Origin of the sequence: Nocardioides sp. Root151 (genome assembly GCF_001427925.1) — a bacterium.
GTDB lineage: Bacteria > Actinomycetota > Actinomycetes > Propionibacteriales > Nocardioidaceae > Nocardioides.
Genome location: NZ_LMGG01000001.1, coordinates 912,698 through 924,936, shown reverse-complemented (window position 1 = coordinate 924,936; position 12,239 = coordinate 912,698). Strand labels below are relative to the sequence as shown.

Annotated in this window: 13 protein-coding genes; 6 read left to right on the top strand and 7 right to left on the bottom strand. The window is 70.9% G+C overall.

Annotation, left to right across the window (positions count from 1 at the left end):
* Window positions 1–6: 6 nt before the first annotated feature.
* From ASD66_RS04335 to ASD66_RS04325, 3 genes are read right to left on the bottom strand one after another with little or no spacing between them, the layout of a single operon-like run.
* Entirely contained in the window at window positions 7–810 is an 804-nt protein-coding gene (locus ASD66_RS04335; protein ID WP_056890133.1) for an SDR family NAD(P)-dependent oxidoreductase, read from the bottom strand.
* Window positions 807–1,277 (bottom strand): nuclear transport factor 2 family protein, encoded by a 471-nt coding sequence (locus ASD66_RS04330; protein ID WP_056890132.1) that lies wholly within the window; start codon window positions 1,275–1,277, stop codon window positions 807–809. Before ASD66_RS04330 ends, ASD66_RS04335 begins: the two co-directional genes overlap by 4 nt.
* On the bottom strand, window positions 1,274–2,155 hold the full coding sequence (locus ASD66_RS04325) for an LLM class F420-dependent oxidoreductase (protein WP_056890131.1): 882 nt from the start codon (window positions 2,153–2,155) through the stop codon (window positions 1,274–1,276). Before ASD66_RS04325 ends, ASD66_RS04330 begins: the two co-directional genes overlap by 4 nt.
* A 98-nt stretch (window positions 2,156–2,253) precedes the next feature.
* On the opposite strand from ASD66_RS04325, the gene ASD66_RS04320 reads away from it, so the two are divergent.
* Genes ASD66_RS04320 through ASD66_RS04310 form a run of 3 tightly spaced genes read left to right on the top strand, consistent with a single transcriptional unit; the run spans window position 2,254 to window position 5,344 of the window.
* Entirely contained in the window at window positions 2,254–2,883 is a 630-nt protein-coding gene (locus ASD66_RS04320; protein WP_200949852.1) for a PaaI family thioesterase, read from the top strand.
* Window positions 2,880–3,704, top strand: a complete 825-nt coding sequence (locus tag ASD66_RS04315) for an SDR family NAD(P)-dependent oxidoreductase (protein ID WP_056890130.1) — start codon at window positions 2,880–2,882, stop codon at window positions 3,702–3,704. The genes ASD66_RS04320 and ASD66_RS04315 overlap by 4 nt, the downstream gene beginning before the upstream one ends.
* A gap of 26 nt (window positions 3,705–3,730) precedes the next feature.
* Window positions 3,731–5,344 (top strand): class I adenylate-forming enzyme family protein, encoded by a 1,614-nt coding sequence (locus tag ASD66_RS04310; RefSeq protein ID WP_056890129.1) that lies wholly within the window; start codon window positions 3,731–3,733, stop codon window positions 5,342–5,344.
* 62 nt (window positions 5,345–5,406) lie between these two features.
* Here the strand turns inward: ASD66_RS04310 and ASD66_RS04305 are convergent, their stop codons facing one another.
* Window positions 5,407–6,171 carry an IclR family transcriptional regulator gene (locus ASD66_RS04305; protein ID WP_056890128.1) on the bottom strand — a complete coding sequence of 255 codons (765 nt, stop codon included), beginning with the start codon at window positions 6,169–6,171 and terminating at the stop codon, window positions 5,407–5,409.
* 198 nt (window positions 6,172–6,369) lie between these two features.
* Between ASD66_RS04305 and ASD66_RS04300 the strand changes: the two genes are divergently transcribed.
* Together ASD66_RS04300 and ASD66_RS04295 are read left to right on the top strand one after the other, a co-directional pair.
* Window positions 6,370–7,968 (top strand): ABC transporter substrate-binding protein, encoded by a 1,599-nt coding sequence (locus ASD66_RS04300; RefSeq protein WP_056890127.1) that lies wholly within the window; start codon window positions 6,370–6,372, stop codon window positions 7,966–7,968.
* A 61-nt stretch (window positions 7,969–8,029) separates the two neighbouring features.
* Window positions 8,030–8,869 (top strand): SDR family NAD(P)-dependent oxidoreductase, encoded by an 840-nt coding sequence (locus ASD66_RS04295; protein ID WP_056890126.1) that lies wholly within the window; start codon window positions 8,030–8,032, stop codon window positions 8,867–8,869.
* Window positions 8,870–8,972: 103 nt separating this feature from the next.
* On the opposite strand, the gene ASD66_RS04290 is transcribed toward ASD66_RS04295, so the two are convergent.
* From ASD66_RS04290 to ASD66_RS04280, 3 genes are read right to left on the bottom strand one after another with little or no spacing between them, the layout of a single operon-like run.
* Window positions 8,973–9,749 (bottom strand): SDR family NAD(P)-dependent oxidoreductase, encoded by a 777-nt coding sequence (locus tag ASD66_RS04290; RefSeq protein ID WP_056890125.1) that lies wholly within the window; start codon window positions 9,747–9,749, stop codon window positions 8,973–8,975.
* Window positions 9,746–10,240 (bottom strand): nuclear transport factor 2 family protein, encoded by a 495-nt coding sequence (locus ASD66_RS04285; protein ID WP_156388533.1) that lies wholly within the window; start codon window positions 10,238–10,240, stop codon window positions 9,746–9,748. The genes ASD66_RS04290 and ASD66_RS04285 overlap by 4 nt, the downstream gene beginning before the upstream one ends.
* A complete protein-coding gene (locus ASD66_RS04280; RefSeq protein ID WP_056688074.1) occupies window positions 10,240–11,094 on the bottom strand; it encodes an LLM class F420-dependent oxidoreductase in 855 nt (284 codons plus the stop codon). Before ASD66_RS04280 ends, ASD66_RS04285 begins: the two co-directional genes overlap by 1 nt.
* 171 nt (window positions 11,095–11,265) lie before the next feature.
* Here ASD66_RS04280 and ASD66_RS04275 point away from each other — a divergent pair, with 171 nt between their 5' ends.
* Window positions 11,266–12,159: an IclR family transcriptional regulator gene (locus ASD66_RS04275; RefSeq protein ID WP_056688077.1), complete on the top strand. Its 894-nt coding sequence runs from the start codon at window positions 11,266–11,268 to the stop codon at window positions 12,157–12,159.
* The last annotated feature ends 80 nt before the right edge of the window (window positions 12,160–12,239 follow it).

The following is a 12,239-nucleotide window of genomic DNA, read 5'->3' as shown; positions in this document are numbered from 1 at the left end:
GCCCGCCTAGGGGTGGTCGGGCATGTTCGTCCAGCCCTTGCGGTCCTCGCGTGCATACCAGCCCGACGCGGCCAGGGTGCCGCCGTCGACGGGGATGGTGTGGCCGGTGACGAACCTCGCCTCGTCGCCGGCGAGGAACGCGATCACCGCGGCGTAGTCGTCGACGTGCCCGAACCTGCCCAGTGGGATCCAGGTGCGCAGCAGGTCGGGGTCGCGGCCGCGCAGCATCGCGTCGCGCGAGGTCTGCGGGGTGTCGGCCAGGTCGGGCGCGATGGCGTTCACGCGGACGCCGTACTGCCCGACCTCGACCGCCAGGCTCTTGGTGAACGCCGAGACGCCCGCGTTGTACGCCGAGTAGGCGGCGTTGCCGGGGATGCCGCGGAACGCCTCGACCGTCGAGTTGTTCACGATCGCACCGGAGGTCTGCTCGACCATCCGGGGGAGCAGGGCGTGGGTCACCTTGAGCACGTGCAGCAGGTTGAGCTCGTAGAGCCGTTGCCACTGCTCGGGCCTGCTGTGCAGGAACGTCTTCGACGCCGGGCGGAAGTCGCCGACGTTGTTGACCAGGACGTCGACCCGGCCGAGCTCGCCGACCTGCGTCGACACCGCCTCGACCACGTCGTCGTCGGCCACGTCGCCGACCACCACGTGAACGGTCCCTCCCGCGGCCCGGATCTCCGTGGCCGTGGAGTCGGCCGCCGCGGCGTCGATGTCCACCAGCACGACCGTGTCCCCGTCGGCGGCCAGGCGCCTCGAGGTCGCGCCGCCGATGCCGAGCGCCCCACCCGTCACCACGCTGACCCGGCTCACCGGACGGCCTTCAACGTCTGGGTCCGCACCGAGCCGACGTGCACCTCCCGGCGGCTGAACCGCCAGCCCGCCGGCGTACGCCGGTAGTGGTCGCGGTAGGTCACCGTCCAGACCAGGTCACGTGGGCCGTCGGGGGAGTCCGTGTAGTGGTGCGCCTCGCAGGCGATCCGCCCGGTCGCGGTGTCCGCGTCCGTTCCGGCGGTGAAAACCTCGCCACAGGCCGCGTGGAACGTGCCGCGCAGTCCGAGCACCTGCTCCATCGCGGCACGTACGCCGGCCTGCCCGACGTGTTCCTCGACCGGGTCCAGGTGTGTCGGGGGCCGCGCCGTCGCCAGCACCCCGTCGTCGGTGAAGAGCCCGGCGACCCCGGCCGGGTCGCGGTCATCGACGGCCCCGGCATAACGGTGGACCAGGTGGCGCAGCTCGACGAGGTCGGCGGACTCCGGCGTCAGAGCCGGGCCACTCATGAGAGTCCCAGGCGCTGGGCGCAGGCCGACAGCTCGTCGCGGGCCTGGTCGAGGTCGGCGGTCTCGCCGGCGGCGAGCACGATCCGGTCGGCGCCCTGGGCGGCGAGCCGCTCGGCGCGCGGCTGGTCGATCCTGGAGACCAGGTGCCCCAGGGAGACCTCGAGCGCCTCCGGGTCGCGCCCGGCGCCCTCGGCCTCGGTCCTCATCAGCTTGACCAGTGCGGCCAGCTCCTCACCGGCTACGCCCAGCGGCTGCAAGCCGTCGCCGTACCGGCCCGCTCGTCGCGCCGCGGCCTTGCTGTGGCCGCCGACATGAAGGGGTACGCCGCCGGGCTGGGCGGGCTTCGGGTAGGACATCGCGCCGTCGAAGTCGAAGAACTCCCCGTGGTGGTCCGCGCCGTCGGGCGACGAGTCGGCCCACAGCTCGCGGAGCACCTGCAGCTGCTCGTCCGCGCGGCGGCCACGGGACTCGAACGGGGCGCCACAGGCCTCGATCTCCTCCTTCATCCAGCCCATGCCGACACAGACCCGCAGCCGACCGCCAGAGAGGCGGTCGATGGTGGCCAGCCGCTTGGCCAGCACCACGGGGTGGTGGTTCGGAAGGACGAGCACGCCCGTGGCCAGGCCGAGCGTCGTGGTCTGACCGGCGAGGAACGCCAGCAGGTCGAGCGGGTCGGGGATGTCGAGGTCGTCGGCCAGCTCCATCTTCCCGGACGCGTCGTAGGGATAGACGCTGGAGTAGCGGCTCATCACCACCGCGTGCTCGACGAGGACCAGGGACTCGAAGCCGCAGGCCTCGACGTGCTGGGCGTAGGCCGTCATCCAGACGGGATCGGCGGTGGTTCCGGCAGCGGTGGGTGCGATCACGGCGAACTTCATGTCGCGAACCTAGGCGCGGACCCACCCCGCGGTGCAGGTGTTCCCGGTGGCCGGGAGCGGTCCCATCGAATCCGAGGCCCAGCCGCTAGAAACAGTGCGTGTCCAGCAACCCCCGAGAATCCGAAGCCATCCCTGTGACGGACCCCGAGCGCCGGGCCACGACCGTCGAGCTCGTCGAGGCGACCCGGGCCCTGATGCTCGCGGTGGCCACCACCGACCTGCCGGTCGACGACCTCGTCGAGGCGACCAAGTCGATCTCCGGCCTGGCCGACCTGCTCGGCACCGAGACGCGGACCCGGGTGCTGAGGACATCGTTCGAGCTGCCCGCCCAGTTGCGCGGGGCCGGCGAACCGTGGCGCACCTACGGTGTGAACCCGTTCGGCATCCCGCTCGAGATCCACTTCGACGGCGACACCGCGCGGGCCACCCTGGTCGGCGACGCACTCCTGGAGGGCCCGCCCGATCACCTGCACGGCGGCTTCTCGGCGCACCTGATGGACTGCCTGCTCGGCAGCCTCGTCCAGGGCACGGGCGAACGGGCGGTGACCGGCACCCTCGACCTGCGCTACCTGAGCCGTACGCCGCTGGACGCACCGCTCGACCTGCACGCCGAGATCACCGGGCGCAGCGGCCGGAAGATCCACGCCGTGGGTTGGATCGAGCACGAGGGTGTCCGGTGCGTCGAGGTGACCGGCCTCTTCATCACGATCGACGGGGTGCACGCATGAGCTACGAGCTGACCGGGCTCGACGGGAAGGTCGCGGTCGTCACCGGTGCCGGCCGGATGCGGTCGATCGGACGCCAGATCGCCGTCGAGCTGGCCCGGGCCGGGTGCGACGTGGTGGTCACCGGCACCGGTCGTACGCCGGCACACCGGCCGGCCGACGAGCAGGAGGCGGGGTGGCGCGACATCGAGTCGGTGGCCGACGAGGTCCGTGCGCTCGGACGCCGCGCCCTGCCGGTGGTCTGCGACGTCTCCGAACCCGACCAGGTCGATGCGCTGCTGGCGGGAACGCTTGAGGAGTTCGGCCGGGTCGACGTACTCGTCAACAACGCCGCGGCCTCCCGCGGTGGCGACCGTGCGCCGCTGCTCGACCTCGACGTCGCCGACTTCGACCGGGTGGTCCGCATCAACCTGCGCGGCACGTTCCTGATGACCCAGGCCTTCGCCCGGGCCTTCGTCGAACGCGGTGACGGAGGAAGCATCCTCAACATCTCCTCGATCGGCGGCAAGCTGTCGGGTCCGGGCACCGGCGTCTACTCGGCGTCGAAGGCCGGCGTGCAGTCGTTGACCTCCACCGCCGCCAAGGAGCTCGGCCAGCACGGGATCCGGGTGAACGCACTCTGTCCCGGCGTCACGGCCACCAGCCGCCTCGACGACTGGTCGCCCGAGGCGTGGGAGACCTACGTGCGGGCCAACCTGCCGTTGGGCCGGGTCGGCGAACCGGTCGAGATCGCCCACGCCGCGGTGTTCCTGGCCAGCGACCAGGCCGCGTGGGTGACCGGGCAGTGCTGGAACATCGACGGTGGCCAGCTCACCGTCCGGTGAGCCCACCCCTTCTGGAGGACGAACGGATGACGCCCCGCGAGCAGGCGATGGCTCGACTCACCGGCCCCGGCCAGCCCTTCGAGCTGCACGAGGAGCTGGTGCGCGGTGTGCCGATGCAGGTGTTCCGCAACCGGCACCGCAGCCTGACCGAGCTGCTCCACGCCTCGGCGGCCTTCGGTGACACCGACTACCTCGTCACCACCGAGGGCCGGATGACGTTCGCCCAGCACCACGAGGCGGTCGCCGCGCTGGCCACCGCACTGCGTGAGGAGTACGACGTCCACCCCGGCGACCGGGTCGCGTTGTGCGGCGCGAACTCGACGGAGTGGATCGTGGCGTTCTGGGCCACCGTCGCGTTGGGTGCCGTGGCGGTCGGGGTGAACTCGATGTGGGTCACCGACGAGATCGCCCACGGCCTGGAGCTCACCGAACCCTCCGTGATCTTCGCCGACGGTCCGCGTGCGGCGTTGGTCGCGGAGACCGCGGCGCCCGTGCTGTCGTTCGAGACCGACCTGGCCGCCCTCGTCGAGCGGCACCGCGGGACCCCGATGCCCGTCGCCGACGTCGACGAGGACGACCCGGCGGTGATCCTGTTCACCAGTGGCACGAGCGGCCGATCGAAGGGCGCCACGCACTCGCACCGCAACGTGCTCTGCGCGGTCTGGTTCCACCTGCTCAACGACGCGGTCGCCACCGAGCTGGGCTTCCCGCCGAGCCACCGCCGCTACCTGCTGGCCACTCCGCTGTTCCACATCGCTGGGCTGCACAACCTGGCGATCGCCAGGCTCGCGGTCGGCGACACCGCCGTCCTCCACCTGGGGCGCTTCGACATCGACGCCGTGCTGCGGTTGATCGAGAAGGAGGGAATCACCAACTGGGGTGCGGTTCCGACCATGCTCACCCGGTTGCTCGAGTGCGACCTGTCGGCGTACGACCTGTCCTCGTTGCGCGCACTTTCGGTCAACAGCGCCCCGTCCGCGCCGGTGCTCAAGGAGCGGCTGAGGGTGGCCCTGCCGGTGGCCGGTGCAGCGCTGGGGACGACGTACGGCCTGACCGAGTCGTCCACGGGTGCCACCCTGGCCACCGCCGCGGACCTCGAGGTGGACCCCCAGTCGGTGGGCACCCCGGTGGTGACCCTGCAGGTCGAGGTGCGTGACGCGGAAGGCAGGGCGGTGCCCGACGGGGTCGAGGGCGAGGTCTGCCTGCGCGGACCCCAGATGATGCTGGGCTACTGGCGCAACCCGGAGGCCACCGCCGAGTCCGAGGCGGCCGACGGCTGGTTCCGGACCGGCGACCTGGGATGTCTCGTCGACGGCCACCTGCGTCTCTCGAGCCGACGCTCGGACCTGATCCTGCGCGGTGCGGAGAACGTCTATCCGGCCGAGGTCGAGAACCAGCTGGCACTGCTGCCCGACGTGCTCGAGTGCATCGTGCTCGGTGTGCCCGACCCCGACATGGGTCAGGCGGTGGCGGCCTCGGTGGTCGTGCGACCCGGCAGCCAGGTCGACGAGGCGACGTTGCGGGCGCACCTCGCGCCGCGGCTGGCGAAGTACAAGACGCCCACCGTGTGGCACATCGGCACCGAACCGCTGCCGCGCAACGCGACCGGCAAGGTGAACCGACGCGACATCATCTGGTGACCGCGCGGCTGCGGCGTCGCCGGGGCGGCGTACGACGACCCGGGTGAACGGACCAGCAGGGGTCAGCGGCCGGTCCAGCCGGGAAACATCGCCAGGCTGATCTGGCGGGCGGCCCGGGCGACCTGGGGAGCCAGCGCGTCGAGGCGCAGGTGTCGACGACTCGCCACTCCGATCGCCCCGATCGCACCCGCGGGCGAGAGGATCGGTGCCGCGACCGCGTTGATGTGCATCGGGCAGTTCTCGGCGGGGGACTGGACGATGCCGTGGCGGCGACGTGCCGCATCGAGCTGCTGGTGCAGGCTCGGGAGTCGTTGGGTCCGGTTCTCCTGCGCGAGCAGGACGTCGACCTGCTCCGGCGGCAGCCCGGCCAGCAGCACCCGCCCACTGACTCCACGGTCGGCGGCGATCCGCTTGCCGACGCCGGTGACCGGGATGCTGTTGCGCAGGGGCCCGCCGATCTTGTCGAGGTAGTGCACCCGGCCTCCTTCGAGCACCCCGAGGTGGGCCACCGCACCGGTGGCCTCGTGCAGGTCGTTGAGCGTGTCGGACGCTGCCGCGCGCAGGGTGGCGTGGGTCTGGGCCTGGGCGCTGAGGGCCAGCACCCGCGGGCCGAGTCGGTAGCCGCAGACGGCGTGCTCGAGCCAGCCGAGGTCGACGAGCTGGGTGACCAGCCGGAACGCGGTCGAGCGGGGCAGGCCGGTGGCTTCGGTGATGTCTTCGAGGAACATCACCTCGGGTCCGTCGACGAAGCTGTCGAGGATCCAGGTCAGACGTTCGGCGACCCCCGGTCGGGGTGCGGGTGTCGGTTCGATCTGCAGCACGCTCATGGGGTGCCCTCCGTTTCCTCCCGAGGTCTTGAAACCTAGCACTTGCTTGGTCTGGTTGTCGCCGGGTTTCGGCTGTGGCTCTCGCTGGGTGGGAGTGGTCCGGGCGCTCCGGCCGACGGGTTGCTTTGCTGCAGGCCGGGCTGCCCGCACGAGGCGTGGATCCCTGGCAGTGGAAGGAAGTCCATTCGTATGACATCAATGAAGATCCGCGCGCGGCGCCAGCTGGGCGGCGTCGCCGCACTGGTGCTGACCGCGGCCATGTTCACGTCGTGCGCCTCGGGCGACGACGGGGAGAAGAAGCACGGCGACGCCGCCACCTACGAGACCGGACTGGTGAACATCGCCGACGCCGGCGACCCGAAGCAGGGCGGCACGCTCACCTTCGGCGCCTACTCCGAGCCCGCAGTGCTCGACCCGGCCGAGACGATCGTGGCCGGCTCGACCGGTGGTCTCGAGATGTCCGCGATCTACGACGTGCTGATGCGCTGGAACAGCGCCGACAACACGGTGCAGCCGCAGCTCGCCGAGAACCTCGAGCACAGCGCCGACTACAAGACCTGGACCCTCAAGCTGCGCGACGGCGTGAAGTTCAGCGACGGTACGGCGCTCGACGCCGCCGCGGTGAAGTTCAGCATCGAGCGCTACGTGCGCCTCGGCGCCGACGAGGCGATGCTGTGGAGCGACAACGTGAAGTCGGTCTCGGCGACCGACCCGTTGACGGTCGAGTTCGAGCTCGCGACGAAGTGGCCCAGCTTCGACTACATGCTGACGACCGGGCCGGGCATGATCGTCGCCAAGTCGGCTGGCGAGGGCGAGAAGTTCAAGCCGGTCGGTGCAGGCGCCTTCACCTTCGCCTCGCACAAGACGGCGGAGAGCATCGAGCTCAAGGCCAACAAGGACTACTGGGGCGGTGCGCCCAACCTCGACGGCATCAAGGTCGTGTTCCTCAACGACCCGAGTGCGACGTACGACTCGTTCAAGTCCGACGAGCTCGACGCGGCGTTCACGCGCGAGCCCGACCTGGTCGACGAGGCCGTGCAGGCCGGACAGAGCGGCTTCCTCAACATGGTCTCCCTCGGCAGCGTGGCCGTGATCAACGGCCAGGAGGGGCACCCAGGCAGCGACCCGCGGGTGCGCCAGGCGATGCACATGGCGATCGACCCGAAGGTGATCGCGGACCGGTCGTACGGCGGCGCCGGGCTGCCGAGCAACGAGGTCTTCCCGAGCTCGTCGGTGTGGCACACCGACGTGAAGCCACTGCCCTACGACCCGGACGCCGCCAAGAAGCTGGTCGCCGAGGCCAAGGCCGACGGCTTCGACGGCAAGGTGACCTACCTGGACGCCTCCGACGCGGCCTCGAAGGAGACTGCGCTGACCGTCAAGGCGTTCCTCGAGGCGGTCGGGCTCACGGTCAAGCTCGACCTGGTCTCGAACGTGCAGGAGCAGATCCAGAAGGTCGCCGTCGACCGCAACTACGACGTCGCCGGGTGGGGGATCAGCTGGCGTGAGGCCGGCCCCTACGGCCGGATGTTCGCCACGCTGCACAGCGAGGGCAACCTCAACGTCGGCATGCCCACCGGTCCCGAGATGGACGCCCTCTTCGACGAGTTCCAGGCCGCCGAGACCGAGGACCAGCAGCGCGAGATCATGGGCCGCATCCAGGCGCAGTGGAACGAGCAGGTGCCGGCGCTGATCTTCAGCCCGACCGGTGAGTTCCTGATGTGGAGCAAGGACGTGCACGGTGTCGTCGACACCACCAACAGCATGGTGCTGCTCCAGGACGCCTGGATCGGCTGATCGGTGGGATCGACCCTGATGGGCAGGCCGGTCATCGTCGCGATCATCGAGCGGGTCTGACATGACTTCACCACGCAGGATCGCGCTGGTGACCGGCGCCAGTCGGGGCATCGGCCGGAGCACGGCGCTGGCCCTCGCGGGAGACGGCTCCGACGTGGCCTTCACCGCCCGCACCGTCACCGAGGGTGAGGGCTCGGTTCCGGGACGAACCACGCGGGAGGCCGGTGTCCTCCACTCGGTGCCGGGCAGCCTCGACTCGACGACTGCGGCAATCCAGGCACTCGGCGTACGGGCCCTGCCCCTGCGGATGGACCTGGCCGACCCGGCCGGTCCGGCGGTGGTCGCCGACCTGCTCCTGGAGCAGTGGGGTGCGCCGACGGTGCTGGTGAACAACGCCGTGCACCACGTCCCGCACGCGCGCTTCCTCGAGCTGGACCTCGGTGACCTCCGGGACAGCCTCGAGTCGAACCTCGTGAGACAGGTGGCGTTGGTGCAGGCGCTGCTGCCGGCCATGGTCGCCGCGGGCGGAGGCATCGTCGCGAACATGTGCTCGGGGTCGGCGAGCATCGATCCACCGGGTCCTCCCGGCGAGGGCGGCTGGGGCCTGGCGTACGCCGCGGCGAAGGCTGGCATCGGCCGGATCGCCGGTGCGGTGAACGCGGAGTTCCGTGACCAAGGCATCCGTGCGTTCAACCTCGAACCGGGATTCGTGGTGACCGAGTCGGGCCGTGCCCGGGGCGGCACCGACCAGATCGAGGCTCGTGGCTTCACCGGAGCGCCCGTCGAGGCGTCAGGCAGGGTGATCGCCTGGCTGGCGCGCTCGGGCCACGACGACCCGGAGGCCAACGCACTGCTGGGCACGGTCATCGACGCCCCGCGGCTCTCGGCGCGCCTGCCCTGAGCCGTGCGCCGCTGAGATCCCTGTAACGCGGAACATCCCAGTCACCCGGTGACTGGGATGTTCCGCGCTGTGGCTCGCGTGCTCGGTCAGGCCCGTTCCAGGCTCAGTCCGGGAGCTCGGGCGCCCAGGCCACCCCGTTGATGTGCCCGCCGCCGTCGGCGAAGATCGTGTTGCCGGTGACGTAGCGTGCGCCGTCGCTGGCCAGAAACACCGCCACGGGTGCGATGTCGGCCAGCGGGTCGCCCACGCGCCCCATCGGGTTCTGGCCGTCGACCGCCGCGGCCAGCGCGGGGTTCTCGGCCATCACCCGGTGGTACGCCGCACTCTTGGCGCCGGGAGCGATCGCGTTGACCACGATGCCGGTCGGAGCCCATTCCCGGGCCGCCGTCCGCGTCAGGGCGCGCAGCGCCTCCTTGGCCGCGTTGTACTCCAGCGTTCCCATGTGGGCGTTGATGCCGTTGAGGCTGACCATGTTGATCACCCGACCCCAGCCCGCAGCCTTCATGTGTGGGAAGGCCGCCTGCATCGCCCACAACGGACCGCGGAATCCGACGTCCAGGCCGTGGTCGATGTTCTCGTCGGTCTTGTGCTCGACCCGGGAGACAGTGGCGCGGCCCCAGGCGTTGTTCACCAGGACGTCCACCGAGCCGTGCTCGTCGAGTGCGTGGGCGACCATCGCCTCGACCTGGTCGCGCCGGCCGACATCTGTTCGCACGAAGCTGCCACCGATCTCGTCGGCCACCGCCTGTCCCTTCGTCGCGTCGAGCTCGGCGACCACCACCTTCGCGCCCTCGGCCGCGAACGCCCGCGCCACGCCGGCCCCGATGCCGTCACCGCCGCCGGTGACGATCGCGACCCTGCCCTCGAGCTGTCCGGTCATGCGCGCTCCCCATGGGCGCCCTTGACCAGCAGTGCGGGCGCCTCGGCCCGGCCGTCGAGCACCCGACTGGTCCGCTTGGCGACCAGCCAGCCGTCGCTGCCACGAACCAGCTCGAAGTGGTGCGCGGTGGCCCGGCGTACGACGAACTCGGGGTCCTTCTCGAAGTCTCCGCCGCGGTTGACGATCATCAGCGAGTGGCAGACGGCCACCGCCTCGTCACCGGTCACGGTGATCTTCACGGGTCCGAGGAAGTGGGCGCAGCCACCGGCGATCCAGCCCTGGTGGTTCTTCGAGCGCACCATTGAGCGGATCTCGTCGCGGCCGTTCATGGTGATCTCGTCGACGTCGTAGACGCCGTCCTCGGTCCACTGGGCGGCGACGTCGTCGGCGGCGCCGCCGTCGACCAGCGGTCCGTAGGTCGCGATCAGCTCGGCGATCGCCTCCTTGTCCTCGAGGCGGCGCAGGCGTTCTTCCAGTGCGGCGACGTCCATCAGATCTCCTTCGCGAGCACGGCCAGGGCTTCCAGCTGCTCGACGTAGTGGCCGGCCGACGTGGCGTCGATCGCCGTGCTCACCACGGTGGCGCCGGCCTCCAGCACGCGCGCCACCTGGTCCCCGGTGCGCTCGGGCTCTCCGATCGGGTCCAGCGGTCGTCCGGCACTCAGCGAGACCTGGAAGTCGTCGGGGAGGTCGGCGTCGGCCAGCATCCGGGTGAGGTCGTCGAGGGAGAGGCCGAAGGGCACCCACCCGTCGCCCAGGGTCAGCGCGCGGCGCAGGGAGCGCGGCGTACGCCCGCCGATCCACAGGGGCAGGTGCTCCTGGATCGCGTGCGGTTCGATGACCAGGTCCTCGAAGTCGAAGTGCGAGCCGTGGTAGGTCGGCGTACGACGACCCAGGCTGGCCCGCAGGGCCTTGAGGGCGTCGTCGGCGATGGCGCCGCGGCCCTCGAAGGTGGCGCCGAGCAGGTCGAACTCCTCCTGGAGCGACCCGACGCCGAGGCCCAGCACCACCCGGCCCCCGGAGACGAGGTCGAGGGTGCCGTAGCGCTTCGCGATCTCCAGCGGGTGGTGGTAGCCGAGCACCAGCACCTGGGTGACCAGCCGGATGTCGGTGGTGCGGGCGGCGAGGTAGCTGAGGGTGACCAGCGGGTCCCAGTACGTCGCGCCGCGCTGCTCGGCGACCCCGGTCGGGACCGCCACGTGCTCGCTGCAGGTCAGGTGGTCGAAGCCGAGTCGGTCCGCGGCCTCGGCGATCGTGGCGAGCTCGGCGATGCCGGCTGCTGCCTCCCAGTCACTGTGTGCTCCGGGATTTGCGGTCACGATCGGGCTGACGATGCCTATGCGCATGGGCTCTCCTGACACGCGGTGGGGTGGTTGCTGCGGATGCTGCCACCGGTCAGCTCGGCCGGGTCCGGGCCTCCCGGTGAACGGAACTTCGCGAAGGGCTTGTCCTTGTGGCTGCGGTCACCTAGAATTCATTTCAGTTTGGGGGATCCGTTCTGCAAGGGAGTGGCGCACATGTCTGCTGTCGAGAGTGTCGAGATGCCGGCCAAGGCCGATCGCGAGCTGCCGCCGTCGATGGTCGAGCGGATGACGCTGATCCTTGATGCGTTCACCGGGCCGACGACGCGCCTGACGCTCGAGCAGATCGCCCGCGCCACCCACCTGCCGCGCTCGACCGCGCACCGGATCCTCGACCAGCTCGTCAAGCTGGCCTGGCTCGACCACACGAGCTTCGGCTACGCACTCGGCTCGCGCTCGCTGACGCTGGGCGCCACCGGCGACCGCGGCATCAACGACCTGCGCACCGAGGCCGCGCCGATGCTCCACGACCTGATGGTGCGCACCGGTCTCGTGGTCCACCTGGCGGTTCTCGACCAGGGCCAGGTGCACTACCTCGACAAGATGGGCGGCCGCTTCGCCGGCGCCGTGCCGTCGCGGGTCGGAGGACGGGCCCCGGCCCACTCGACCGCGCTGGGCAAGGCGATGCTGGCCTGGCTGGAGCCCGAGACCGTCGACGAGATCGTCGGCGAGGAGCTCGACCGCACCACCCGCAACACCATCGGCAACCTGAACACGCTGCACCAGGAGCTGCACCGCATCCGGTCCCGCGGTGGTCTGGCCTACGAGCGCGGCGAGTGCTTCACGAACATCGCCTGCGTCGCCGCCGCCGTGCGTGACGCCGACGGTCCGATCGGCGCGATCTCGCTGGTCGGTGACTCCCAGGCGCCGCTCGAGCGAGTGGCCGGGCTGGTGGCAGCCGCCACCCGTGAGCTCTCCCAGGCCCTCTCCCCGCAGCTGGCCAAGCCGGTGCGACCGCGTCGTCGTACCGACGGCCTCGTCCCCGAGCAGACCTGGTCGCCCGAGACGATGGGCCGCCTGATGGCCGCCGGTCGCAGCAGCTGGATGTGACGCGACCCGCGTCCTTTTGATGCGCGACCCGTGGGTTTTTGATGCGCGAGCCGCGTGTTCTTGATGCGCGAGCCGCGTGC